Raw genomic sequence first — 24,215 nt, 5'->3', positions numbered from 1 at the left:
ACCCCCTACGGCCCCGTGACCCCCCCCCAGCAAAAGCTGGGAGGGCTGGCGTCGTGTGGGTTTCCGGCCGGCAACCCCGCAGATAGCCAGCACTCAGCGCTTCGGGGGCGGGGGTGGATAGCATGTGCGGCATGGCTGCCGAGAAAGCGCTTACCGCCCCGATCCGCGTCGACAGCACCAAGCCCGCACGGTCGATCCTGCGGCTGCTCGCCCGGCGTCCCGGCCGCATGACCGTGGCCGTCGCGGCGTTCACCGTCAAGGAGATCCCGATGTGGTTCCTGCCGGTGGTCACGGCGGCCGTCATCGACATCGTGGCCACCGGCGGCGAGGTGCGCGACGTGCTGGTCTGGTTCGCCGTGGCCGCCGTCCTGCTGCTGCAGAACTTCCCCAACCACCTGGTCTACACGCGCAGCTTCATGACGGTGGTGCGCGACACCGGCGCCGGCCTGCGCAACGCCCTCGCCGCCCGGTTGCAGAGCCTGTCGATCGGGTACCACTCGCGCGCCAGCTCGTCGGTGGTGCAGTCCAAGGTGGTGCGCGACGTCGAGAACATCGAGACGATGCTCCAGCAGGTCACCCACCCCCTGCTCTCCTCGCTCATGGTGCTGGTGGGCGCCGTGACGATGACTGCCCTGAAGGTGCCGCAGTTCCTGCCCGTCTACCTGCTCGCCGTGCCGCTCGCGCTCGGGCTGCGCTGGTTCACGGCGCGGCGCTCACGGGACCGCAACGAGCGGTTCCGCCGGGAGGTCGAGGGCTTCGCCTCGCGCGTGGGCGAGATGGCCTCGCTCATCCCGATCACCCGGGCCCACGGCCTGGAGCAGACGGCGGTCACACGCCTGGCCGCCGGCGCCGACGGCGTGCGCCGCGCCGGCCTGCACCTCGACATGCTCAACGGCCGCGTAGCGTCGCTGTCCTGGGTGACCATGCAGCTCCTGGGCGTCACGTGCCTCGCGCTCGCCGCCGTCTTCTCCCTGACCGGGCTGCTGCCGGTCACGGCCGGCGAGGTGGTGCTGCTCTCCAGCTACTTCACGCTGCTCACGCAGGGACTCACCCAGCTCCTCATGCTCCTGCCGGTCACGGCGCGCGGGATGGAGTCGGTGCGCTCGATCGCCGAGGTGCTGGAGGAGCCCGACCTGGAGGAGAACGAGGGCCGCCGCACCGTGGACGCCGTGGCCGGCGAGCTCACGCTCGACCACGTGCACCACCGCTACCCCGGCGCCGACGAGGACGCCCTGGACGACGTGACCCTCACGATCCCCGCCGGCCAGACGGTGGCCTTCGTGGGCTCGTCCGGCTCGGGCAAGTCCACGCTGCTCAACCTGGTGCTCGGCTTCATCCGGCCGACGTCGGGCCGCGTGCTCGTGGACGGCGTCGACGCCCAGGAGCTGGACCTGCGCGCGGTGCGCCGCCACGTCTCGGTGGTGCCGCAGGAGTCGGTGCTCTTCGAGGGCACCATCCGTGACAACATCACCTACGGCCTCCCGGACGCCTCGGACGACGTCGTGCGCGCCGCGCTGCGGGACGCCAACGCGCTGGAGTTCGTGCAGGCGCAGCCGGACGGCTGGGACACCGTGGTGGGCGAGCGCGGCGCGCGGCTGTCGGGCGGGCAGCGGCAGCGCATCGCGATCGCCCGCGCGCTGGTCCGCGACCCCCGCGTGCTGCTGCTGGACGAGGCGACCAGCGCGCTGGACACCGAGTCGGAGACCCTGGTCAAGGAGGCCCTGGGCCGCCTCATGCGCGGGCGGACGACGCTGGTCGTCGCGCACCGGCTGTCCACGATCCGCCAGGCCGACCGGATCGTCGTGCTGGAGCACGGCCGGATCGTCGAGCAGGGCACGCACGACCACCTGGTCGCCCACGGCGGCCGCTACGCGACCCTGCACGAGACCCAGGCAGGCTGACCCTCTTTCTCGCCGAGTCAGTGCCGTGGTCGGACACACCCACTGACTCGGCTCATGGGCGACGCCGAGTCAGTGGGCTGGTCGGACCAAGTCACTGACTCGGCACCCGGCTACGGTCACGCCGCCGTCGTCAGCGAGCCCGGGCCCGGCACCACCGAGACGTCCTCGGGCGGCAGCTCCCGGCCGTCCTCGGTCAGGAAGGCGACCCGGACGGGCTGCTCCGTGGCCGCCTCGACGTACACGACCGACGGCCCGAAGCCCGAGGGCCGGTGCTCGTCACCCCACGCCGCGAACGCCGCCAGGACGGTCTTGAGCTCAGCCCCGGCCTCGGTGAGCACGTACTCGTCACGCTGCCGCTGACCCGCGTCGCGGTACGGCCGGCGCTCCAGCACGCCGCCCTCGACCAGGGTCTCCAGCCGGGCGGTGAGGACGTCGGGCGCGATGCCGAGGCGTGCGCGGAAGTCGGCGAACCGCGTGTAGCCGAAGAAGGCCTCGCGGACCACCAGCAGGGTCCACTTCTCCCCCAGGACCTCCAGGCTCCGGGCCACGGAGCAGCGTGCGTTGCGTTCGCGGGGCGTTGTGCTCATGCCCACATCCTATCTAGGTTGTCTTTTCCAATCCAGGTGCTAGGTTGTGATTCCCAACTCAGATAGGAACCTCGATGACTTTCACCTGGGCGGCCCGCGGCAGCCGCTGGGCGGCGGCGGCCGCGGTGGCCCTCGCGCTCTGGGCGTCAGCGGCACCGACGCTGATCTACCCCGTCTACGCGGCGCAGTGGCACCTCACCACGGCGGTCACCACCACGGTCTTCGCGGCCTACCCCGTCGCCCTGATCGCGACGCTCCTCCTGCTCGGCGGCCTCGCGGAGACCGTGGGCAACCGCGGAGCGATCCTCACGGGCCTCGGCTTCCTGGGCCTCGGCGCCCTCACCTTCCTGCTCGCGCCGAACCTGGCGCTGCTGCTCGTGGGCCGTGCGCTCATGGGCGTCGGGGTGGGGCTCAGCCTCGGTCCGGCCACGAGCGTCATCGCGGCCTCCGGGTCGGACGACGCCCGCGACCGCACCGGCGCGACCACCGCCGCGGCGTCCGCCGTGGGGCTGATCACCGCGCTGCTCGTGGGCGGCGCGACCGTGCAGTTCAGCCCCAGCCCCCTGCACGCGGGCTACGGGGTGCTGCTCGCCGGCGTCGTCGTCGCCGTGGTGGCCGCGTGGTACCTGCCGCGCCGCCTGCGCGCGGGGGCGCGCCGCTGGCGGCCGCGTCCGCTGGCCGTGCCGCGGCACCGGCGGCCGTTCGTGGCGGGCGCGCTCGGCGTCTCGGCCGCCTACGCGCTCGGCGCGATCTTCCTGGGCATCGGGGCGCAGTTCGCGCGAGACACCGTGCACTCCGACGACGCCTTCGTCAACGGCGTGGTCCTCGCGATCTCCGCCGCCGCCATCGGCGTGGTCGCCCTGCTCGCCGGGCGGCTGCGCGCACCGACCGCGCTGCGGCTCGGCGCCGTGGCCGCGCTGGTCGCGCAGAGCCTGATGCTCGTCGCGGGCGCCACCCACTCGATGACCGCGCTGGTCCTGTACTCCCTGATCGGCGGCGCCGGCTACAGCCTGCTGTTCTCCGGCGGCGTCACCCTGGTCACCCGCAGCGCGCCCGCCGAGCACCGCGCCGCGACGACGTCGTCGGCCTACCTGGTCGCCTACCTCGTGCAGGCGGGCACGGCCCTCGCCGTCGGCCGGCTGGCCACAGCGCACGGGCTGCAGACGGCCCTCGTCGTGGGCAGCGCGACCGTCATCGCGTTCGCGCTGGCCGCCGTGCTCACCGTCCGCGCCCGGGCCGCGGCGCCGGCAGCGCCCACCGTTCCTCTCGACACCTCTTCCCTCGACACCGTTCCCGTCGACACCGCACCGCACCACCTCATGAAAGCGAGCTCGTGATGACTGATCTGAAGAACGCCGTGGTCCTGATCACCGGCGCGAACGGCGGCCTCGGCCGCGCGTTCGTCGCGGAGGCCCTCCTGCGGGGCGCCGCCAAGGTGTACGCCAGCGCCCGCACGCCCCGGGAGTGGACCGACCCCCGCGTGGTGCCGCTGCCCCTGGACATCAACGACCCCGGGTCGATCGCGGCCGCGGCCGAGCTGGCCGGGGACACGACGGTGCTGATCAACAACGCCGGGATCTCCGACCGCGGGCGGCCGGTGCTGACCACGGCGCTCGACGACATCCGCGCGGTGTTCGAGACCAACGTGTTCGCGCAGCTCGGCGTCACGCAGGCGTTCGCCCCGGTGCTGGCCCGCAACGGCGGCGGCGCCATCATCAACATGCACTCGGCGCTGAGCTGGTTCGCCATGGGCACGTACTCGGCGACCAAGGCGGCGTTCTGGTCGTACAGCAACGCGCTGCGTGTGGAGCTCCTGGAGCAGGGCACGCAGGTCCTCGGCGCGCACCTCGGCTACACGGACACCCCCATGACCGAGCGGCTCGACGTGCCGAAGGAGGACCCGCGCGACATCGTGGCGGCGATCCTCGACGGGCTGGAGGCCGGTGAGCCCGAGGTGCTGGCCGACGACACCAGCCGCCGGGTCAAGGCGGCCCTGTCCGGCCCGCTGAGCGACCTCTACCCGCAGCTCCAGACCGCGTGAGGGAAGCGCCTAGGACGGCGGGAAGGTGACCGTCGCGGTCAGGCCGCCGTCCGGGCGCGCGGCGAGCGCCAGCTCCGCGCCGTGCGCCCGGGCGATCGACGCGACGATCGACAGCCCGAGCCCGCTCCCGGCGACGCGGTCGGGGCGGCGCGTCCGGGCATCGGCGCGCACGAAGGGTTCCGCCAGGGTCGCGACGACCGCCGGATCGAGCGGCGCCCCGGTGTTCTCCACCACCAGCGTCGGACGACGGCGGTCATCCAGCCGGGTGCCGACCCGGACCTGACCGCCGGCGGGGAGGTTGTGCCGCACGGCGTTGCCGAGAAGGTTGGCGGCGAGCTGGCCGAGCAGCACCCGGTTGCCCTGGACCGCTGCCGCGTCGAGCGTCAGGACCAGCTCCGGCACGCCGTCCCCGGCCGACGGCGGAGCGCCTCCCGCCGGGTCGGGCCCGCCTCCTGCCGGGGCCGGCGCATCCAGCTCCGGCAACGCTTGGACGGCCTCGCGGACGACGTCGGCCAGGTCGACGGGCTCGGCCCGGAGGCTGTCGTGATCGAGCCGGGCGAGCTGCAGCAGGGACTCGACCATCGCGATCGAGCGTTCGTTGGTCTCGTGCAGCCGGCTCAGCAGGCGGTCCACGTCCCGGCCGGCCGGATCCGCCTGCGCCACCTCCAGCAGCGCCTTGACCACGGTGTTGGGCGTGCGCAGCTCGTGCGAGGCGTTGGCGGTGAACCGCCGCTGCTCCTCGAAGGAGCGCTCCAGCCGGGCGAGCATCATGTCGAAGGTGTCGGCGAGCCGGCGCAGCTCGTCGTCCGGCCCTTCCAGGGCGATCCGGTGGTCGAGGGCGCCGTCCGCGGCGAGCGCCGCGGCCTCGCTGATCCGGTCGAGGGGGCGGAGCATCCGGCCCGCCAGGATCCAGCCGCCGACCAGGCCGACGAGCGCGAGGAAGCCGACTGCCGCCGCCGACAGGGGGACGGCGACGTCGAGGAGGTCCGAGCGGTTGGGCGCGAAGCCCCCGCCGTCCTGGACCATGAGGTTCTCGTCGGGCACGTAGCGCAGCACCAGCAGGAGCGCGGCGAACAGGGCCGTGCCCGCCAGCACGAGGAACCCCGCGTAGCTCAGCGTGAGCCGCAGGCGCACCGACAGCCCGGCGCGGCGCTGCCCGACGGCGGGGGCGGTCACGGTTCCCCGAACCTGTACCCGACGCCAGGCACTGTGTGGATCAGCCAGGGGTCGCCCAGGCGCTTGCGCAGCGTCGAGATGGTGATGCGCACGGCGTTGGTGAACGGGTCGGCGTTCTCGTCCCAGGCACGGTCGAGCAGCTCCTCGGCGCTGACGACACCGCCGCCGGCGTCCATCAGCACCTGCACCACGGCGAACTGCTTGCGGGTGAGCGCGATGTACCGGCCGTCGCGGTAGACCTCGCGGCGGTAGGGGTCCAGCCGCACGGGACCGAGCTCGAGCACGGGCGGCGTGGTCGCCTCCGGCCGCCGGGCCAGCGCGCGCAGCCGCAGCACCAGCTCGCGCATCGCGAACGGCTTGGTCAGGTAGTCGTCGGCGCCGAGCTCGAAGCCGCTGACCTTGTCGGTCAGCTCGCCGGCCGCGGTCAGCATGATGATCCGGACCGCGGGGTGCTCCGCGACGACCCGGCGGGCCACGTCATCCCCGTGCACCACGGGGACGTCCCGGTCGAGCACCACGGCGTCGTAGGGGTTGGCGGCCACCAGGTCGAGCGCGGCCGCGCCGTCGTTAGCGACGTCGGCGGCGATCGCCTCCAGCCGGAGCCCGTCCCGGATCGCCTCGGCGAGGTAGGGCTCGTCCTCCACCACCAAGACGCGCATGTCAGCACACGCTACCGGCGGGCACATATCCGGGGCGTATCCAAAAGCGAAGACGCCCCGGCAACGTCGGCCCCGGTGGGCTGGGCACATGACTCGATACGAACTGGCCCACCCGCCGGCGCACGTCGGCCGCCCGGCCCGGCACGTCCCCCGACCGCGACGCACCCGCCGCCCGATGGCGTTCACCCTCGTGGTGGCAGCCGTGGTGCTCACCGCGTTGTTCGGCGTCTATCCCCTGCTCGACCGCGGCGACGCGCCCGTCGTGCAGAGCATCGACCAGGTGCTCGACCGGGGCCTGCCCGGTTCGGCGGGCGACCCTGGGTCGACCGGCGTGGCCGGCGGCGACATCCCGGACGGCGCGGCGACGCTCGACGACGACCTCCCGGCGATCACCAATCTCGACGCCGATCTCGCCGCCGCCGTCCGCGAGGCCGCCGCCGACGCCGCGGACGACGGCATCGACTTCTGGGTCACGAGCGGCTGGCGCAGCCCCGCGTACCAGCAGCGGCTGCTCGACGACGCCGTCGCGGAGTACGGCAGCCTGGAGGCCGCCCGCGAGCGGGTCAGCACGCCCGAGCTGTCCGAGCACGTGAGCGGTAAGGCCATCGACATCGGCCCGACCGAGGGCGCCTACTGGCTCATCCAGCACGGCGCCGAGTACGGGCTGTGCCAGGTCTACTCCAACGAGATCTGGCACTTCGAGCTGCTGACCGGGCCCGGCGGCGTGTGCCCCGAGCTGCTGGAGAACGCCGGCGGCTGAGGCCGCACGCGCGCGGGGCCGCGCCCGCTCAGGTCCGCGAGGCCCGGGCCAGCCGCCCGCGCGCACCCGCGTCCGTGAGCGTCCCGACGTCGTCCACCCACTGTTCGACGCCGCCCCGGTGCGGCAGCGCCCGCACCTCCGGGTCGGCGACGGCGGCGCGCAGCACGCCCGCCACGTCGCGCAGGCCCGTGAACGGCCGGTCGTAGAAGTCCTGGCACACCGGGCCGTCGAGCACGGGCAGGCCCACGGCACGTTGCCGCGCGTGCAGCGCCTCGCACGCGGCGCGCAGGGCGGCGTCGCGCTCCTGCCAGGTCCCGGCCGCGAGCGCCCTAGCCAGCTCGTCGCCGACCGACGACGCCACGGGCAGCCGCCCGAACAGCGTGCCCGCCCACTTGGGGTACGGCGGCCAGTGCCGCTCCAGGAGGAAGCCGAGCCGGACCAGGGCGGTGACCAGGCGTGCCGCGAGGAGCCGGGAGCCGAGGTCGTCGCCGCGCTGCCCGGTGCGCCCCACGAACGGCAGCTCCTGCTCGACGCGCGTCCACTCGGCGGCCAGCACGTGCAGCCAGACGTCGTGCGGGTACCACGCGAGCCGCTCGCGCAGCGCGGTGAGCTCCCCCGGCGCGTCCTCGAACACCGGTCCCGCCGTCACCTCCAGCACGGCCTGCCCCGTCAGCGACAGCCAGTCGGTGACGCCGAGGCCGCCGCCGAGGCCGCCGCCGAGGTCGAGCCCCGTGCGCGACCGGACGAGATCGACGGGCGCGGCCACCTCGACCCGGTGCCGGACGACCGGGTCCCAGGTGACGGGGAACGCCGTGGGCAGATCCTGGTACGACGGCGGGAGGGACACGGCAAGCACCTCGTCGACCTCACGGACCCGCTCTGCCGGGACCAGAAGCGTCAGTCGCAGGCCCCAGTCGTGGTCGCGCGAGGTGTCGTCGTCCAGACCCAGCACGTCCGAGCCGGAGCCGAGCCGGCCGGCAGCACGTGGCACGTCCGGCAGCTTCCGGTCCAGGATCGGGCGGACGACGTCGGCCCAGTACGCACGGGCGAGCTCGGTTCCGGACATGCGGTCAACCTAGGAGCCGCGACGAGGCGGGTCCAGGTGATTCCCGCCCGCCCCTGTCCCCGCCCCGTGGCGCCTGCTCCTGTTCCCGCCCCCGTCGCATCCGCCCGAGTTCCCGCCCGTTGCGCCTGAGCCGCACCCTGGACCGGCCGCGGCGGAAAGCGTGGTCCGGGCTCCGGGGCACACACCACTGGTACGAGGGGTGTCGGCAGAGATGAACCACGTTCCACCTTGCCTCACATAATCTGGCTCACCCGAACAGTCCACCCACGGCGAACCACGCCTTCGGAATTCCGGCTCAGGCAAACTATTCGGCCGACGTGAACCTGGTGCGGCACCATCCCAGAAGATATCGCTCAGCCGAACAATCACGTGAGCAGTTACCAGGTAAAGCTATATATCGGGAAATCCGGCACAACCGAATATTTCGGCAATGCAGAACACGTGCGGTTGCGCCTCGGATAATTCGGCTGAGCGGGATAGTTCATCTCGGGTTGATCGAGTCAGCACAGGACGCACGGAATTCAGCCCAGCCGACACCCACCGTCCGCGTTCGCATCCCCCACGGCCGCACGATCAGCACCACACCACCGGTTACCAGCACCACCGCAGCGGACCAGGTTGTCAGGCCCACCGCAGCGGAGCAGGTCGTCAGGGCCCACCGCAGCGGAGCAGGTCGTCAGGGCCCACCGCAGCGGAGCAAGTCGTCAGCACCACCGCAGCGGAGCAAGTCGCCAACACCACCGCAGCGGAGCAAGTCGTCAGCGCGCCGCACCGGAGCAAGTCGTCAGCGCGCCGCACCGGAGCAAGTCGTCAGCGCGCCGCACCGGAGCAGGTTGTGACCACAGCGCACCGGAGCAAGTTGTCAGCACCACCGCGGCGGAGCTGGGACGCGCCGTCCGCCGGAGGGCTCAGCGCACGCTGGCGGTCACGGCCCGCGCCGTGAGGCAGGTCCATCCGCCCACGTAGATGCGGTCGCCGTCAGCCAACCAGCGGCGCTCCCCCGGGCGCAGGGGTTCGGTGGGCAGCGCGTCGCCGCGCGCGGCGACGTAGGTCCCGTTGGCCGACCCCAGGTCGACGACGCTCCACCCACCCTCCGACCAGGCGATCTCGCAGTGCCGCCGAGAGACGCCGGTGTCCTCGCACACGATGTCCGGCACCACGCCGCGGCTGCGCGAGGCGCGGCCGACCACGAGCCGCTCCCCCGTCAGCGGCACCACGGCGTCGGTCACGGAGCCCGCGGCGGTCCCGGCGGCCGCCGAGGCCGGGGACGTCCGCGACGACAGGGGCGACAGGGCGGCCGGGGACGCCGGGGACAGTCCGTCCTCCGGAGCCTGCTCGGCCGACCACTCGTAGTCCGACCGGACCTCGACCGCCCAGGCGGTGGGGGCACTGGGCTCCCGCAGCGGCCGCACGGCGGGCAGGACCACCCGGGGCAGCGTGACGGAGTCGTCGGGCCGGGGCGTCGCACCGATCCGGACCGCCAGCAGCGGCACGTGCTCCTGGACGACGTTCGGGTGCGCGGCCATCATGCGCGCCAGGGCCAGCGCGCCGTCGAGCGGCAGGCCGGCGCTGGGCTGCACGCGCACGTCGTCCCGCTTCTCCAGGAGGTGCTGGACCACCATCGCCCGCAGCGTCGGCGCGTGCATCAGCAGCTTCCCCGTGGTGACGGCCACCGGCACGACGCCGGGGTGGCTCAGCACCGCGCACAGCCCGTCGGCCAGGGAGCGCGCGGCCTCGTCGAGGATCTCGCGGCATGCCAGGTCGCCGTAGTCCGCCGCCGTGATGACCTGGGGCGCGAACCCGGCGAACAGCGACACGTCGTTGACGGCGGCCCACCGCTCCCGCCGTCCGAAATGCTCCTCGGCGGCCCGGACCAGGCCCGGCGACGCCCCCATGCGGCGGCCGTCCATCGACCGGGCCGCGGCGTCCAGGCCGCGGCGTCCGATCCAGGCGCCGCCGCCGTTGTCGCCGACGTGCGGCCCCATCCCGTCGGCGAGGTGCCAGCGGCCGACGTCGTCGCACGCCACGGCCACCGCGCCCGTCCCCACGGCCAGCGTGGCGCCCGACCCGGTGCCGATGGCGCCCAGGTGCGCCGTGACCGCGTCGCTCGAGACGGCCGTCGAGGTGGTCCGCAGCTCCTCGGACAGGATGTCGTGCACCCGGTTGGGGTCGAGCGTCCCGGACTGGGTCATGGACCGGAACCCCCGCATCCCGACGGCGGCGGCCGACACCCGCGGGCGCCCGCCGAACCGGGCGGCGAAGCCGCGGCACAGCTCGCGCACCACCTCGGGAACGGTCGACCGCCCGCCGACCATCGTCGCCGGCGGGCCCGTGACCTCGTAGGACACGCCGCCCCGCCCGGAGCTGAACCGGAGGCGGGAACCCGTGCCGCCGATGTCCACGCCTACCACCCGAGCGTCCACTTCGAGGCCCTTTGCCCCGCCCTGCTCCACAGTCACAATCGGCACCGGCACATATTCACCCGGGATGCCGCATTCCGCATGTGTCGGCTGTCATACGACGCGGCGCCGACCCCGGTCACCGTGCGCGCCGGACACGCACCCCGAGCAGGAGCGCGGATCCCAGCACCAGGAACACCACCGCGGCCGCCAGCAGGCCGGCCACGTCGGTGCCGGTCGTCGCGAGGTCGCCACCGTCGGGTCCGGGCGCGGCACCCGGTCCGGGCGGCACGTCAGGTCCCGGACCCGGCGGGGACGACGACGGCGTCGGCGTCGGCTCCGGCGAGGGTGTGGGCGTCGGCCCCGGCTCCGCGGTGTTGGTCACCGCACACTCCACCGACGCCCCGGGTTCGGCGACGAGCTGGAAGCCCGGTGCGTCCCCGTCGGCGTCCTCCGCCCCGGCGCAGGTCACGGGGCCCGCCGTCCACCCGTCGACGGGCTCCGGCTCGGCGATCGTGTATCCGGCGCCCGCCACCAGCCCCGTCCACGACACCGTCGCGGACCCCGGACCGGTGCCCGAGACCGTCTGCGTCCCGGGCTCGACCGCGTCGTCCGGCGTGAGCACCAGGTCGAACGCCCACTCCAGGTCCGGGTCCGCGCCCTCGACGGTCTTGGTCACGGACACGTCGGCAGGCGCCGCCGTGTTGACCGCCTCGCAGGAGAGCACGAGCCCGGCCGTCACGGTGAACTGGAACCCGGCCGCCCCGGGGTCCTCGTCGTCCGCCCCCGAGCAGGTCAGCTCCGCGGACCAGCCCGTGCCGGGATCCGGTTCCGTCAGGCTGTAGGACGCGCCGAGCTCCAGGTCGGGCCAGCTCGCCACGGGCTCCTCGTCGGTCACCGTGACCGGGACCGCGCCGTCGGGACCGGTCAGCACCAGGTCGAACGCCCACGGCGCATCCTCGGCCCAGCCGGCGACCGACTTCTCCGCGGTCAGGCTGCCCGCCTCGGCGGTGTTGGTGAACGTGCACAGCACGGTCTCCCCCAGCCCGACGTCGACCGTGACGGCCGGGATCTCGACCGTGACCTCCCCGGCCGCCCCCGTACAGGTGAGGTCCGTCAGGGTCCACCCCGGCGGCAGGTCCTCGCCGACCCGGTACGGACCGGGCGTCACCGGTCCGCTGCTGAAGGGCTCGCCCGCATCGGTCAGCACGAACGGCTCCTGAGGCCCGCCCTCGGGCCCCCAGGCGAAGTCGAACCCCTGCGGTGCGCCCGCGGGGCTCGTCTGCTTGTCCACCAGGAGCATGCCCCAGGGCGCGTTGGTGTAGGTGCAGGTCACCGTCTCGCCGGGGTCGAGCTGGACCGAGCCGACCAGCCCGTCCGCGCCCGACGGCTCCCCGTCGGGGTCGCCGTCTACGCACGTCAGGTCGGTCCCCTCGAACCCGTCCTGCTCCAGTTCCGTCACCGTGTAGGCGCCGGGGTCGACGTCCGGGAACGACTGCACGCCCGTGCCGTCCTGCGTGGTGATCGAGAACTGGGGCGGGTCCAGCCAGTCACCCGTGAACTGGAACTCCCCGTCGCCGTCGGTCACCGCCTTCGCCACCACGATCGTGCCCGTCCGGATGTTCTCGACCGTGCAGTCCCCCACGTCCCCCGGGTTCACCGAGAAGTCGCTCAGGTCGTCGATCACGAACGGCTCGCCGCCGTCCGCCGGAGTGATCGTGCACGTCAGCTCCCCCTCGATCCAGCCGTCGGCGCCCGACTCGACGAGCGAGTACCGCACACCGGGCACGACCTGCGGGAGGTCGACGGTCGTGGTGCCGTCCACGGTCGTGACGGGCACCACGATGGGATCGACCGCCTCGTCCAGGTCGGTCAGGACGAGCTCGAACTGCCCGTCACCGCCCACCGAGGTCTTGATCAGGGTGCCGGACCCCTGCACCGCGGTGTTGACGAAGGTGCAGGAGACCGCCTCGCCGACGGGCGCGACGAACTGCAGGCCCGGGCTGTCCGGATCGACGTCCTCGATCCCGGTGCACGCGGTCTCGGCGGTCCATCCGGGTGCGTCGCCCTCGGTGATCGAGTACGTCTGCCCCGGCAGCAGTCCCGACCACGTCACCGTCTGCCCGGACTGCCCCGTGCCCGCGACGGTCTGCGGCGAGGCCTCGCCCGCCGGGAGGGGGTCGATGCTCAGGTCGAACTCCCACGGCAGGTCACCGCCGATGCCCGCGGCCACCTTGGACACGCTGATCGACGACGTCTCCACCGTGTTCTCCGCCCCGCAGTCCAGCACCTGGCCGGGCGTCAGCACCACCTGGAACCCCGGCGCCGGGCCCAGGTCGGTCAACCCGGTGCAGGTGATGTCGCCCCGGGTCCAGCCGGCCGGTGTCGTCCCGCCCTCCCGCAGCGTGTACTCCACGCCGGGGACGAGACCGTCCCACTCGACGGTCGGTGCACCGGAGGTAGCCGACCGGGTCACGACGTCGCCACCGGGGTCCACCAGCTCGAAGTCGAACGACCAGGGCAGGTCCGGGCCCGCGCCCGCGACGGTCTTGGTGAGCGACGCCGCGGCGGGTTCGGCCGTGTTGGTGAAGAAGCAGACGATGACGCCGCCCGTGGGCAGGTCCACCTCGACGCCGCGCCCGTCCGCCGTCGGCGTCCAGAAGTCGTCGTTGCACTCCAGGCCGCTCAGCGCCCAGGCCGGTTCGTCGGCCGGTTCGGTGATCGTGTACACGCCGGCGTCGAGGTCCAGGAACGTGCGCAGGGCGACGTTGGGCGGCTCGGAGCTGCCGTTCAGCGCGAACGGCGTCGGGTCGCCCTCCGGCGGGGTGAGGACGAAGTCGAACTCCTGGTCGAACTCGACCGGCTCCGTGCGCTTGATGACGGTGATCGACCCGGGCAGCGTGTTCGTGAAGAAGCACCGCACGGTCTCCCCGGGCAGCACCGTGAGGTCGATGGCCCGGGTGGCCGGGTCCCCGGAGTGGTCGGCGCCGCCGTACGTGCAGGCGAGGTCGGCGAGGACGGTCGCGGGATCGCCGTCGTCGGTCAGCTCCTCGAGCGTGTAGGTGCCGGCCGGGACGTCGGTGATCACCTCCTCGTACAGCGTGCCGTCGCCCTGCTCGACGTCGATCGAGAAGGACTCGCCCCCGGGGATGTCGCTCGCGAAGTCGAACGTGCGCCCGTCCACGCCGTGCGCCTCCTTCGAGACGATCACCGTGCCGAGCTGCGTGTTGGTGAACGTGCACGTGATCTCCTCGCCCGCCACGGGGACGACGGTGGCGGCGCGCTCCTCCACGGTCGCCGGCGACGTGCACTCGATCTCCGGGGGCAGCCAGCCGTCGGCCGCCGCCTCCGAGATCGTGACGGGCGCACCCGTCGGGACCGGGAAGGACATGCTCTCGCCGTCGCCCAGCGTCACCGGGTCCTGACCGGTGACCTCGAACCCGAAGGTGTCCGGCGCGCCGTCCGGCTCGGTCTGCTTCGTGACGGTCACGACGGCGGAAGCGTTGGTGATCACGCAGTCCGTGGTGTTCCCCGGGGTGACCGGGAACCGGTCCGACGGGTCGTCGAGCACGAACTGCTCCGGCGGGCCGCCGTCCACCGGGATCGCCGTGCAGACGAGCGACTGGAGCGCCCACGGCGGCGGGATGTCGGGCTCGGTCATCGAGAAGGAGGAGCCGGCGAGCACGTCGGGGTACGTCTTGGTCTCGCCGCTCGCCACGGTGTCGACCAGGGTCTCCACCGTGGGCGGTCCGGGCAGGACCGGCCCGGTGTCGCTGGCCACGGTGAACCCGAACTGGTCGCCGTCGGCCGCGATGTCGGGCACGGTCTCCTTGGTCACCGTCAGGGCGCCGCAGTTGGAGATGCTCGTCCGGTCCGGCGCGTGGTCGGCGAAGTCCTGGATGTTCGCGTTCGGGGAGTTCCCCGTGCGGGTGAACATCGCCGAGACCTGGAAGGTGGAGCATGCCTCGGGCGAGAACAGACCGGCGGAGCTGAGGTCGATCGCGAACTCGCCGAACGTCTCCTGCGGCTGGTTCGTCAGGGGCGGGCCCTCGGTCCGCACCCCGACCGACCAGTCGAAGTCGGCGGTGCCCGGCTGCCGGATCCAGGTTCCCGCCCCGAGCGGGTCCGCGCAGCCGTCGCCCGCCGCCGGGGTCCAGCGCTCGACGACGGCGGTCGTGCCCGACGCCGCGTAGTCGAACTCCAGGAGCACGTCGTCGCACCGGCCGGGTTCGGGGCCCTCCAGGCTCTGGAAGATGCTGACCTCACCGTTGCCCACGTACCGCGTCCAGTACCCGTAGAGGATCGCGTGGCGGCTGCCCGCCGCGTCCGTGACGATCTCGACCCCGTACCCCGTGGAGCAGAGGTCGCCCTTGGCGTTGGGATTCGACGGCCCGGGCACCCACGGGTTGGTGCCGGGGTTCTGGCTCGGTGGCGCACCGGTCGCGTCCGGGTTGGCGTTGCAGGAGGCCGCCACCGTGCCGTTGTCCCAGGCGAAGCCGCCCTGCACGACGCCGGTGGAGCTGTTGCCCTGCTCCGTGACGTACGGGCCCGTGGGCGTGAACGTGAAGCCGCCGCCCGGCTGCACGTCCGTGATGAAGTCACCCCAGTTGAAGGTCTCCGGCGGAGCGGCAGGGTCCGTGGTTCCGTCGAGCGACATCCCGGTCTGCAGGCCCGACGGCTCCAGGGTCGCGGCCGCGGCCGGTGCCGCGAGCACCACGGGCACGACGACGGCCCCACCCGCGAGCGTGATCGTGGCCAGCGCTGCCGTCCAGCGGCGCGCGCCGCTCACCCGACAACCGTCTCGAAGAAGCTCGCCCTCGGCACCGGTGCCTCCTTGTCGCCCGCGCCTGTTCGGTGCGCGGCACCTCGACGCTACGAACCAGGTCCGAGGACCGCCACCGGGGTGCGGGTCAGTTTCGTCAGATGGAATACCGTCGACCTCGCCCGGCCAGGGCACCGGCGTCACCCGAACAGGGTGACCCGGCGGGGCCCCGGCCGCCCGAGGCTGAGACCGTGCGCACCCACCACCGTCGGCCGACCGATCCCGGGGACCCGTGATGTCCGCCCTCATCGTCACCCTGGTCGGGCTCGTCCTGCTGCTCGCGGGGTCGCTGTCGGTGCGCCTCGCCGTCCTCGCCGCCGGGTTCGGTGTGTCGTGGATGCTCGCCGAGGCGATGGGCGCCGACACGGCCACCGCCCTGCTCGTGAGCGTCGCCGGCGCCGTGCTGGCGTTCCTGCTCACGCTCGTGGCGGCCCGGCTGCTGTTCTTCGTCTGCGGCCTGTGCGTCGGGGCGCTGGTCGGGGCCAGGCTCTTCGTGCTGGTCCAGGGCGGTACCGCCGACGTGCTGCTCGCCCTCATCGTGGTCCCGGCCGTGGCCCTGCTGTGCGCGTTCCTGGCCCGGCGGCTGCAGCGCCGGTTCCTGGTGTGGGGCACGGCGGTGGCCGGGGCGGCGCTGGTCCTGTCCGGCGTGGGCCGCCTCTGGACCGACGCGGGCGAGCTGTGGAAGCCGGAGAGCGGCGGCGCCGTCGTCCTGATGCTGGTGCTGTGGGTCGTGCTCTCCGTGATCGGCAGCCAGGTGCAGAAGCGCACCACGGCGCGCCCGGCCGACCGCTAGGAGGTTCACCGGGAACGGGTGATGCCCGCCCCCGGCGCGAGCGGTGGAGTGGCAGTGTCAGGCCACCCGCGCGAGCCCTAGGAGCCCTCGATGTCCCAGTCCACGCTCACCGCCTGGAAGTTCAAGACCGCCGACGGCGCGGACGAGGCGGCGAAGTCGATCCAGCGGCTCGCCAAGGAGCGGCTCGTCACGATCCACGACGCCGCGACCGTGCGGTGGGACACGGGGGCCAAGAAGCCGAAGACCCACCAGCTCTCGTCGCTGGCCGGGGCGGGGGCCCTCGGCGGCGCCTTCTGGGGGATGCTCTTCGGCCTCCTGTTCTTCGTCCCCCTGCTCGGCGCGGCCATCGGCGCCGCCACCGGTGCCCTGAGCGGCGCCCTCACGGACGTGGGGATCGACGACGGTTTCATCAACCGGGTCCGGGACAAGATCACGCCGGGAACCTCCGCGCTGTTCGTCCTGTCCTCGGACGCCGTCGTCGAGAAGATCCAGGACGCCTTCGCCGGGCAGGAGGCGCCCGAGCTCATCTTCACCAACCTCGACGCCGAGCAGGAGGCCGCGCTCCGCGAGGTCTTCGGCGACGAACGATCTACCGACGAGGAGAAATCATGACCAGCGCAGCATCCGGCTCCGAGCCGATCCCGGGGACCTACCCGAGCGGCCGCGTGAGCTCCACCGACTACGGGCAGACGAGCACCGTCGCCCTGACCACCTCGGCGTTCGCCGGGGTCATGCTCATCATGGTCTCCGTGTTCCAGATCCTGCAGGGGATCGCCGCGACCGCGGCAGGCACGGTGTACGTCACGGGCGCCGAGTACGTGTTCCAGCTCGACGTCTCGACCTGGGGCTGGATCCACATCGTCGTCGGGGCGATCGCGCTCGCCACCGGTATCGGCGTGCTCGCCGGGCAGACCTGGGCGTACGTGGCCGGCATCGTCCTGGCCGCTCTGTCGGCCCTCGCGAACTTTGCCTTCATCCCCTATTACCCCGTCTGGAGCCTGGTGATCATCGCCTTCGACGTGTTCGTGATCTGGGCATTGTCCACCCTTGTCGCACGGGGCGACTGAGCGCCTGCGCACGGGGTGAATCCACCCCGTGCGCAGGCATCGTCGAAGAAGGGCGCGCATGATTGCAGGTAAGCGTGTGACCGATTCCTGACCGGGCATTCCGGAGGTGCGGGAAATACGTGAATTCCTGGCCGGTGGGGTTCCCCCGTCACCGGCCGGCGGCCAGGGGGCGGCCGCCACTTCACCGTCGAGTGAGGAATCCGCGGAATGCGCGCCAACCCGAGCCCTCCCGCCGTCCGCCACGGCGGAACCCGCGCACCCCGTGCGCCCCGCGCGTCACGGGCCGGGTACCCGGCCGGCGCACCGGACCGGGCGGGCACGTCCCGCCGGCCGGCCGACGACGACGACCTCCTGCCTCGCCTGCCCCGCGTCTACGTGCCGCGGCTGCGCCTGTGGCAGCGGCTCGACGCCGCGACCGAGAGCGCCGTGACGCTGCTGGTCGCCCCGGCGGGTGCCGGCAAGACCCTGGGTGTGACCGGGTGGCTGCGGAACGCTCCCCCGGCGCACGCCGAGCGCGCCGTCTGGGCCCGCGCCGACGGCTCCTGGACCGCCGCGCGGGTCGACGCCGCGCTCGAAGGGGCGGGCGCACCCGGCGAGCGCGAGCCCGGTGAGCCGCCACCACTGGTCGTGATCGACGACGCCCACCTGCTGCCGCCGTCGGCCCTGCGCCGCGTCGACGAGCGGCTCAACAACGCGCCCGACGGCATGCGGCTCCTGCTGCTCAGCCGCTGGGTGCTGCCGCTGACCCGCCTCGTCCCGGAGCTGCTCGGCAACTTCACGCTCCTGCGGGGCGACCTGCTGCGGCTGAGCGACGCCGAGGCCGCGGAGCTCGTCGCGGCGCACGCCCGCACCGAGGACCGGCAGGTGCTCGACGCCGTGGCCCGGCACGCCGACGGCTGGTGCGCCGCGGCCGTGCTGGCCGCCCGCGAGCTGAGCGCCGCGCCCGACCCGGCGGCCGTGGCCCGCCACCTGGCGCACGACGTCACACCGATGGCCACGCGCGTGGCGGGCGAGGTGTTCAGCACGCTGACCCCCCGCCAGCGGCACCTCCTGCTGTGCATCGCCGGCGACGGCGTCGTCACGGTGGCCGCGGCGGCCCACCTGTCCCACGACCAGCACGCGGGCGAGATCCTCGCCGAGCTGGAGGACACCGGCCTGCTGGTGATGCGCGCGGACCACGGGTGCGACCCGGGGCCGGCGGAGGGCACGCCGGCCGAGGGCGGCTTCCGGGTCCACCAGCTCCTGGCGGACGTGGTCCAGCGACAGCTCGCCGTGGGCGGCGTCGACGCCGCGCGCGCCCGCGCCACCGTGATCCGCGCCGTCAGGCTGGACATGGCGCGCGGCAACCTCACGCGCGCGTTCGCCCGGCTCGTCCGGGTCGGGGCGCCCACCGAGGCCGCCGACGTGCTGGCCCGGGACGGCGTGCGCATGGTGCTCAACCAGTGCGAGCACGACGAGGTGGGCGAGTTCGTCCGGGCCCAGCCCGAGATCGTGGACCGCCGGCCGGACATCTGGTTCGCCATCGCCCTCGACTGCTGGATCCGGGACGACCTGGAGGGGGTGCGGCACTGGAGCGACCGGCTGCTGGCCGCCCAGCGGCGGTGGTCGCCGTCCTGGCCGGCGGGCGGGCCCGAGGGCCTGGACGCGTCGATCGCCTGCCTGCGGCTGTGGCGTGTGGCGCTCGGGCTCGAGCCGGCGTACGCCGCCGTCGGCCACGCGAAGCGTGTGGTGGTGGCCTCCCAGAGCCGGCCGGCCGTGCGCGAGGCGAACGCCGACGTCCTGCCCGTGCTGGCGGCCGAGCTGGGGGTGACGCAGAACTGGCTCGGCGAGCTGACCGAGGCCGAGACCAGCCTCACCCTCGCCGTCAGCCTGTCGCGCAGCCAGGGCCTCGCGCCGCTCGGGGTCCTCGCCCTGAGCCACCTCGCCTTCACCCAGTACATGCGCGGCCGCGAGAACGCGTGCGTGGAGCTGGCCGGCGAGGTCCTCGTCGCCGCCGACGCACCGGGGGCGCGCACGCTCCCGTTCGTCGCCGCGCGCGCCCGGCTGGCCCGGCTGCTCGCACGCCTGCTCGACGTGCCCTCGCCCACGGGGCCGGTCGAGGCGCAGGTCACGGCCGCCGACTGGCACGGCGCGGACCTGTGCACCCGCTTCTGGTTCCGCGTCTGGGAGGCCCGCCAGGCCGTCCTGGCCGGCGGCGTGGTCGAGGCCCGGCGGATCCTCACCACCCCGCGGGAGAGCCAGCGCCTGACCGACGACCAGCTCCCGGAGCACCTACGGGTCGCGCTGCTCATGGAGCAGGCGTTCGTGGCGGTGCTCGCGAGCGACCGCGAGACGCTCAAGTCCCTGCACGGCACCCTTGACGCGCTCGGCGCCGTGGGCGAGGCGGCGCTCGTGCAGGGCCTGCGCGCCGACCGCGAGGGGGACCGCCGCGGCGCGGCGGTCGCGTTCGAGGCCGCCGCCGCGGACGCCGCGTACTCGCAACCGCCCACCCGAGCGCTCGCGCTGGCGTGCGAGGCCCAGCTCCTGGACGCCCTGGGCGACCCGTCCGGCTCGCAGGACCGGCTGGCGGAGGCGATCACCGTCACCGAGGCCCGCCGGAACGCCGCACCGTTCCTGGGCTGGACGCGCCAGGGCACGCCCGTCGCGACGCTGCTGCGCCGGCTGGTCGAGCGGCCGGCCGGGTCCTGGGTGCAGGAGCTCGCCGCCACCGCGGCCGAACGGCCCGACGTGACGGTGCTCTACGCCTCGATGACCGCGACGCCCCGCGAGCTGGGCGAGGTGAGCCTGGCCCTCGTCCCGCCGGCCCTTAGCCCACGCGAGCGGGAGGTGCTCAACGAGCTGGCCCGCGGTGCGACGTACGCGGACATCGCCGCCGCGCTGTTCGTCTCGGAGAACACCGTCAAGACGCACGTGTCGAGCCTGTACACCAAGCTCGCGGCGTCCCGCCGCAGCGAGGCGCTCAAGATCGCGCGCAGCTTCCACCTGCTGTGAGGACGACCCTGCTGTGACGACGCCGGCCGGCGCGGCTCAGCAGTCGAGGTCGGCCACCACGTCGTCCTTGGCGTCCTTGACGCCCTGCCACTCGTCGCGGAGCGTGTCGATCGCGCCCGAGACCGTCGCCTCGCCCGCGACGTCGTCGACGGCCTTCTGGAGGCCGTCCCACGCCTGGTCGAGCTCCTCGGAGCGGTCCGCGACGACGTCGGACGCCGCCGAGTCGAACTCCTGCCACGCCTGGCTCAGGTCGTCCCGCGCGGCCCGGACCTCGTCGACCGTGGCGTCGGGCGTCAGCGTGGAGCGGAAGTCGTCCAGCGCGGCCGTGAGGTCGTCGGCCGCGCCGCACGCCTGCTCCGTGTTCTGCTCCGGGGTGTCGCCGCCGGAGCATCCGGCCGTCCCCAGCAGCATCAGCCCGATCAGGATCCCTGCTGTCCGTCTCATGTCCGCACCTCTCTGCTCACCGGATTCCTGCTCACGGGAACACGACCGCCCAGTCGTCCTTCATGCTGACGGTCGTCCAGCCGAGGCGGTCGGCCGTCGCCGTGATGGGCTCCGTCGTCTCGAAGCTCTGGGCCTGGCTGGCGTAGGCGAACTCCCGCTCGGGGTCGTCGTGGTCCACCAGCAGGGACAGGTGCGGCCCGTCGGCGGCCGCCGCCCACTCCAGGAGCTCGTGGTCACCGGCAGAGTTCCCGGCCGCGAGCACCGGCGCGCGGCCGAGCTGGGCCTGGATGTTCGTCACCTTGGCGGCGCCCTCGTTGACGTCGCCCAGCACGCGGGCGGTGCGCCGCAGCTCGGGCCGGCCGTTCGCGTCCTGCCCGAGCTCGTACGCGATCATCGTCCCGACCACCCGCTCGGGCGGCACGCCGTACAGCTCCTGGCTGACCGAGCGGACGAACTCGGTGCCGCCACCCGTCACGACGCCGACGGTGAAGTCGAGCGCCCGCAGGGCGTCGAGGAGCTCCAGCATCGGCCCGTACCGCACCGCGCTCAGGGGCCGGCCCAGGGTCGGGTGGGCGCCGGCGCGCAGGAACTCGCGCACCTCGCGGGTGAACGCGCGCGGGTCGAGCCCCTGGAAGAGGCCCGCCAGGGCGAGCGCCACGCGGGCCAGCCCGATCTCGCCGACGGCGGCGCTGTCGCCCGCGAGCACGGCGCGGAACTCGGCCTCCCCCGCGAGCGACGGGTCCTCCTCGACCCGCCGCCGCAGCGCGTCGACGTAGAACTCGTACTGGACGTAGGTGGGCCGCTCGCACCACAGCGTGCCGTCGTTGTCGAAGTAGGCGACGCGGTCCTCGGGCGGGATCGTGGCGGCGTCGTCGAGGAACCCGAGCAGGGCGTCACGCGTGCGCCCGGGGCGCCAGGACGGGAGCCGGCTCGCTTCGTTCATCGTGGGTCTCCGGACGGTGCGACGGCGGACGGTGCGACGGCGTCGGACGGTAGGACGGCGTCGGGAAGCGCGCGGACGCAGCGGAAGCCGATGTGGCTCATCCCGGTGTCGACCGCCTGCGGCCGGCGGGCGGCGGGCCGGTAGCGCCGGCAGTAGGTGTCGGCGCAGAGGAAGGAGCCGCCCTTGATCACCCTGCGCGGCACGGCGAACTGCGGCTGGCGGGCGTCGCGGCTGGTGTCGGCGTCGCCACCCCGGGGATTGACGGGCGCGCAGCAGTCGTGGGCGGCCGCGGCGGGGTGGCGGTCGGTCCACCAGTCCGCCGTCCACTCCCAGACGTTCCCCGCCATGTCGTACAGGTCGTACCCGTTCGGCGGGAACGAGCCCACCGGGGCCGTGCGCGTCCAGCCGGAGCCGCCGGTGGACCGCCACGGGAAGTCGGGGCCGTCCCACGTGTTCGCCAGGACCCGCCCGCCGGGCCGGGCCTCGTCGCCCCAGGTGAAGCCGGCGCCGTCGAGCCCGCCGCGGGCGGCGTACTCCCACTGGGCCTCAGTGGGCAGGCTCGCCCCGGCCCAGGCCGCGTAGGCGGCGGCGTCCTCGTGCGCCACCTGCACCACGGGGTGGTCGCCGCGGTCGTCGACGCCGGAGCCGGGGCCCTCCGGGCGCCGCCACGACGCCCCGGGGACCCAGGCCCACCACTGGCTGAGGTGGCGCAGGTCCACCGGGCCGGGCGTCGGGGTGAACACCATGGACCCGGGCGCGAGGTTCTCGGGTGGGGCGCCCGGGTAGAGGGCGGGGTCCAGCGGCCGCTCGGCGACCGTCACGTACCCCGTGTCCGCGACGAAGGCGTCGAACCGCTCGTTCGTCACGGCGTACCGGTCGATCCGGAACCCGTCGACGCGCACGGGATGGGCCGGCGCCTCCTCGGGGTAGTGGTCGTCGGAACCCATGCGGAACAGCCCGCCGTCGAGCCGGACGGCGTCCGGCTCGACGGCGTGCAGACCGACGGCGGGCGGGTCGCCACCGGCGACGCGCGGGTGGTCGGTGTACGCCGTCATGCGCTCGCCGCACCCGCCTTGAGCTTGGCGAGGACCTGGTCGACGCTGAACGACGCCGGCTCCTGGCGGGCCGGGAACTCGGCCAGCGTCGCCACCATCCGGGCGACGTAGGCCTGGGCGGGCACCGCCAGGTAGATGTGGTCCAGCATCCAGTCGAAGTAGGTGTTGGACGTGATGTCCGCGCGTTCGAACGGGTCGGTCCGCAGGTTGAAGATCTTCGGCGCCCGGAGCTGGACGTAGGGCTCCAGCCAGATGTCGAGGGTGCCGGCCGCGCGCTGCTCCAGGAACACCATCTTCCAGTTGTCGAAGCGCAGGGCGGTCAGGTCGCCGTCGTCGGAGACGTAGAAGAAGTGCTCGCGCGCGGACTTCTCGCTCTCCCCGGTCAGGTAGGCGAGCTGGTCGTGCCCGTCGAGGTGCACCTTGTAGCGCGTGCCGCCGAGGTCCGTGCCCTCCCGCAGGCGGTCCGCGATGACCGGCTCCCCCGCCGCCGCCAGCAGCGTGACGAACCAGTCGGCGTGGCTGAAGAGCCCGTTGAGCACCGTGCCCGCCGGGATGTGGCCCGGCCAGCGCACCATCGCCGGCACGCGGTAGGCGCCCTCCCAGTTGGAGTTCTTCTCGTTGCGGAACGGCGTCATCCCGGCGTCCGGCCAGCTGTTCATGTGCGGGCCGTTGTCCGTGGAGTAGATGACGATGGTGTTCTCCGCGATGCCGAGCGCGTCGAGCTCGTCCAGCAGGCTCCCCACGACGTCGTCGTGGTCGAGCATCGTGTCGTGGTACTCCGACTGCCACCGCCCGGCCCGGCCCTTGCTCTCGGGCTTGCCGTGGGTGCGGAAGTGCATGTGCGTCGAGTTGAACCACACGAAGAACGGCTGGTCGGCGGTCGCCTTGTCGCGCATGAAGCCGAGCGCGGCGTCCCGGAACTCCTCGTCGACCGTCTCCATGCGCTTGCGGGTCAGGGGGCCGGTGTCCTCGATGCGCTGGGTGCCGTCGCCGTTCGCCCAGCAGTGGAGCACACCGCGGGGGCCGTACCGCTCGCGGAAGTCGGGGAAGTCCTCCGGCCGCGGGTAGTCACGCTGCTCCGGCTCCTCCTCGGCGTTGAGGTGGTACAGGTTGCCGAAGAACTCGTCGAAGCCGTGCTGGGTCGGCAGGTGCTCGTCGCGGTCGCCGAGGTGGTTCTTGCCGAACTGGCCGGTGGCGTATCCCCGCTCCTTGAGCGCCGTCGCGATCGTGGGGTCCTCGGCCTGGAGCCCGAGCTTCGCGCCCGGCATGCCCACCTTCGTGAGCCCCGTGCGGTACGGGTTCTGCCCGGTGATGAACGCTGCGCGGCCGGCGGTGCAGCTCTGCTCGCCGTAGTAGTCGGTGAACCGCGCGCCCTCGTCCGCGATGCGGTCGATGTTCTGGGTGCGGTACCCCATCACGCCGTCGGAGTAGGCGCTGATGTTGGTGATCCCGATGTCGTCGCCCCAGATCACGAGGATGTTCGGTGTGTCGGCCACGCTGCCTCCTACGGC

18 protein-coding genes are annotated in these 24,215 nt (G+C 73.5%); 8 read left to right on the top strand and 10 right to left on the bottom strand.

The window, feature by feature from the left end; translation table 11 throughout:
* Nucleotides 1-131 precede the first annotated feature (131 nt).
* Complete coding sequence (locus tag ACFV9Q_RS04730) at nucleotides 132-1,901, top strand: ABC transporter ATP-binding protein (protein WP_377233391.1); 1,770 nt, start codon at nucleotides 132-134, stop codon at nucleotides 1,899-1,901.
* A gap of 116 nt (nucleotides 1,902-2,017) precedes the next feature.
* Here ACFV9Q_RS04730 and ACFV9Q_RS04725 read toward each other — a convergent pair whose 3' ends face one another.
* Nucleotides 2,018-2,488 (bottom strand): winged helix-turn-helix transcriptional regulator, encoded by a 471-nt coding sequence (locus tag ACFV9Q_RS04725; protein ID WP_377233390.1) that lies wholly within the window; start codon nucleotides 2,486-2,488, stop codon nucleotides 2,018-2,020.
* A gap of 74 nt (nucleotides 2,489-2,562) precedes the next feature.
* On the opposite strand from ACFV9Q_RS04725, the gene ACFV9Q_RS04720 reads away from it, so the two are divergent.
* Together ACFV9Q_RS04720 and ACFV9Q_RS04715 are read left to right on the top strand one after the other, a co-directional pair.
* Nucleotides 2,563-3,825 (top strand): MFS transporter, encoded by a 1,263-nt coding sequence (locus tag ACFV9Q_RS04720; RefSeq protein ID WP_377233389.1) that lies wholly within the window; start codon nucleotides 2,563-2,565, stop codon nucleotides 3,823-3,825.
* Nucleotides 3,825-4,529 (top strand): SDR family oxidoreductase, encoded by a 705-nt coding sequence (locus ACFV9Q_RS04715; RefSeq protein ID WP_377233388.1) that lies wholly within the window; start codon nucleotides 3,825-3,827, stop codon nucleotides 4,527-4,529. Before ACFV9Q_RS04720 ends, ACFV9Q_RS04715 begins: the two co-directional genes overlap by 1 nt.
* Nucleotides 4,530-4,538: 9 nt before the next feature.
* Here ACFV9Q_RS04715 and ACFV9Q_RS04710 read toward each other — a convergent pair whose 3' ends face one another.
* Entirely contained in the window at nucleotides 4,539-5,705 is a 1,167-nt protein-coding gene (locus tag ACFV9Q_RS04710; protein ID WP_377233387.1) for a sensor histidine kinase, read from the bottom strand.
* Entirely contained in the window at nucleotides 5,702-6,364 is a 663-nt protein-coding gene (locus ACFV9Q_RS04705; protein ID WP_377233386.1) for a response regulator transcription factor, read from the bottom strand. The genes ACFV9Q_RS04710 and ACFV9Q_RS04705 overlap by 4 nt, the downstream gene beginning before the upstream one ends.
* An 88-nt stretch (nucleotides 6,365-6,452) precedes the next feature.
* On the opposite strand from ACFV9Q_RS04705, the gene ACFV9Q_RS04700 reads away from it, so the two are divergent.
* Nucleotides 6,453-7,124 (top strand): M15 family metallopeptidase, encoded by a 672-nt coding sequence (locus ACFV9Q_RS04700; protein ID WP_377233385.1) that lies wholly within the window; start codon nucleotides 6,453-6,455, stop codon nucleotides 7,122-7,124.
* A 28-nt stretch (nucleotides 7,125-7,152) separates the two neighbouring features.
* Here the strand turns inward: ACFV9Q_RS04700 and ACFV9Q_RS04695 are convergent, their stop codons facing one another.
* The 3 genes from ACFV9Q_RS04695 to ACFV9Q_RS04685 all read right to left on the bottom strand — a co-directional run bounded on the left by ACFV9Q_RS04695 (nucleotide 7,153) and on the right by ACFV9Q_RS04685 (nucleotide 15,378).
* Nucleotides 7,153-8,190 carry a DUF4037 domain-containing protein gene (locus tag ACFV9Q_RS04695; protein ID WP_377233384.1) on the bottom strand — a complete coding sequence of 346 codons (1,038 nt, stop codon included), beginning with the start codon at nucleotides 8,188-8,190 and terminating at the stop codon, nucleotides 7,153-7,155.
* Nucleotides 8,191-9,098: 908 nt separating this feature from the next.
* Entirely contained in the window at nucleotides 9,099-10,601 is a 1,503-nt protein-coding gene (locus ACFV9Q_RS04690; protein ID WP_377233383.1) for a BadF/BadG/BcrA/BcrD ATPase family protein, read from the bottom strand.
* A gap of 127 nt (nucleotides 10,602-10,728) precedes the next feature.
* Nucleotides 10,729-15,378: a hypothetical protein gene (locus ACFV9Q_RS04685; RefSeq protein WP_377233382.1), complete on the bottom strand. Its 4,650-nt coding sequence runs from the start codon at nucleotides 15,376-15,378 to the stop codon at nucleotides 10,729-10,731.
* A 268-nt stretch (nucleotides 15,379-15,646) separates the two neighbouring features.
* Here ACFV9Q_RS04685 and ACFV9Q_RS04680 point away from each other — a divergent pair, with 268 nt between their 5' ends.
* From ACFV9Q_RS04680 to ACFV9Q_RS04665, 4 genes are all read left to right on the top strand, one after another.
* Nucleotides 15,647-16,204, top strand: a complete 558-nt coding sequence (locus ACFV9Q_RS04680; protein ID WP_377233381.1) for a hypothetical protein — start codon at nucleotides 15,647-15,649, stop codon at nucleotides 16,202-16,204.
* A gap of 90 nt (nucleotides 16,205-16,294) precedes the next feature.
* Nucleotides 16,295-16,816, top strand: coding sequence for a DUF1269 domain-containing protein (locus tag ACFV9Q_RS04675; protein ID WP_377233380.1), 522 nt, complete (start codon nucleotides 16,295-16,297; stop codon nucleotides 16,814-16,816).
* Nucleotides 16,813-17,271, top strand: a complete 459-nt coding sequence (locus tag ACFV9Q_RS04670) for a hypothetical protein (RefSeq protein WP_377233379.1) — start codon at nucleotides 16,813-16,815, stop codon at nucleotides 17,269-17,271. Before ACFV9Q_RS04675 ends, ACFV9Q_RS04670 begins: the two co-directional genes overlap by 4 nt.
* 207 nt (nucleotides 17,272-17,478) lie before the next feature.
* On the top strand, nucleotides 17,479-20,262 hold the full coding sequence (locus tag ACFV9Q_RS04665) for a LuxR C-terminal-related transcriptional regulator (protein WP_377233378.1): 2,784 nt from the start codon (nucleotides 17,479-17,481) through the stop codon (nucleotides 20,260-20,262).
* A gap of 36 nt (nucleotides 20,263-20,298) precedes the next feature.
* Here ACFV9Q_RS04665 and ACFV9Q_RS04660 read toward each other — a convergent pair whose 3' ends face one another.
* From ACFV9Q_RS04660 to ACFV9Q_RS04645, 4 genes are read right to left on the bottom strand one after another with little or no spacing between them, the layout of a single operon-like run.
* Nucleotides 20,299-20,706 carry a hypothetical protein gene (locus tag ACFV9Q_RS04660; protein WP_377233377.1) on the bottom strand — a complete coding sequence of 136 codons (408 nt, stop codon included), beginning with the start codon at nucleotides 20,704-20,706 and terminating at the stop codon, nucleotides 20,299-20,301.
* Nucleotides 20,707-20,737: 31 nt separating this feature from the next.
* A complete protein-coding gene (locus ACFV9Q_RS04655) occupies nucleotides 20,738-21,649 on the bottom strand; it encodes a haloacid dehalogenase-like hydrolase (RefSeq protein ID WP_377228352.1) in 912 nt (303 codons plus the stop codon).
* A complete protein-coding gene (locus ACFV9Q_RS04650) occupies nucleotides 21,646-22,704 on the bottom strand; it encodes a formylglycine-generating enzyme family protein (protein ID WP_377233376.1) in 1,059 nt (352 codons plus the stop codon). Before ACFV9Q_RS04650 ends, ACFV9Q_RS04655 begins: the two co-directional genes overlap by 4 nt.
* Nucleotides 22,701-24,200 (bottom strand): arylsulfatase, encoded by a 1,500-nt coding sequence (locus tag ACFV9Q_RS04645; protein WP_377233375.1) that lies wholly within the window; start codon nucleotides 24,198-24,200, stop codon nucleotides 22,701-22,703. The genes ACFV9Q_RS04650 and ACFV9Q_RS04645 overlap by 4 nt, the downstream gene beginning before the upstream one ends.
* Nucleotides 24,201-24,215 lie beyond the last annotated feature (15 nt).

Source organism: Promicromonospora sp. NPDC059942, from assembly GCF_042731755.1.
Lineage (GTDB): Bacteria > Actinomycetota > Actinomycetes > Actinomycetales > Cellulomonadaceae > Promicromonospora.
This window is presented reverse-complemented; position numbering and strand designations above follow the sequence as displayed.

Coding starts and splice junctions, on each gene's coding strand:
- ACFV9Q_RS04730 (WP_377233391.1), top strand. CDS start 132: ATGGCTGCCGAGAAAGCGCTTACCGCCCCGATCCGCGTCGACAGCACC.
- ACFV9Q_RS04725 (WP_377233390.1), bottom strand. CDS start 2,488: ATGAGCACAACGCCCCGCGAACGCAACGCACGCTGCTCCGTGGCCCGG.
- ACFV9Q_RS04720 (WP_377233389.1), top strand. CDS start 2,563: ATGACTTTCACCTGGGCGGCCCGCGGCAGCCGCTGGGCGGCGGCGGCC.
- ACFV9Q_RS04715 (WP_377233388.1), top strand. CDS start 3,825: ATGACTGATCTGAAGAACGCCGTGGTCCTGATCACCGGCGCGAACGGC.
- ACFV9Q_RS04705 (WP_377233386.1), bottom strand. CDS start 6,364: ATGCGCGTCTTGGTGGTGGAGGACGAGCCCTACCTCGCCGAGGCGATC.
- ACFV9Q_RS04700 (WP_377233385.1), top strand. CDS start 6,453: ATGACTCGATACGAACTGGCCCACCCGCCGGCGCACGTCGGCCGCCCG.
- ACFV9Q_RS04695 (WP_377233384.1), bottom strand. CDS start 8,190: ATGTCCGGAACCGAGCTCGCCCGTGCGTACTGGGCCGACGTCGTCCGC.
- ACFV9Q_RS04680 (WP_377233381.1), top strand. CDS start 15,647: ATGTCCGCCCTCATCGTCACCCTGGTCGGGCTCGTCCTGCTGCTCGCG.
- ACFV9Q_RS04675 (WP_377233380.1), top strand. CDS start 16,295: ATGTCCCAGTCCACGCTCACCGCCTGGAAGTTCAAGACCGCCGACGGC.
- ACFV9Q_RS04670 (WP_377233379.1), top strand. CDS start 16,813: ATGACCAGCGCAGCATCCGGCTCCGAGCCGATCCCGGGGACCTACCCG.
- ACFV9Q_RS04665 (WP_377233378.1), top strand. CDS start 17,479: ATGCGCGCCAACCCGAGCCCTCCCGCCGTCCGCCACGGCGGAACCCGC.
- ACFV9Q_RS04660 (WP_377233377.1), bottom strand. CDS start 20,706: ATGAGACGGACAGCAGGGATCCTGATCGGGCTGATGCTGCTGGGGACG.
- ACFV9Q_RS04655 (WP_377228352.1), bottom strand. CDS start 21,649: ATGAACGAAGCGAGCCGGCTCCCGTCCTGGCGCCCCGGGCGCACGCGT.
- ACFV9Q_RS04650 (WP_377233376.1), bottom strand. CDS start 22,704: ATGACGGCGTACACCGACCACCCGCGCGTCGCCGGTGGCGACCCGCCC.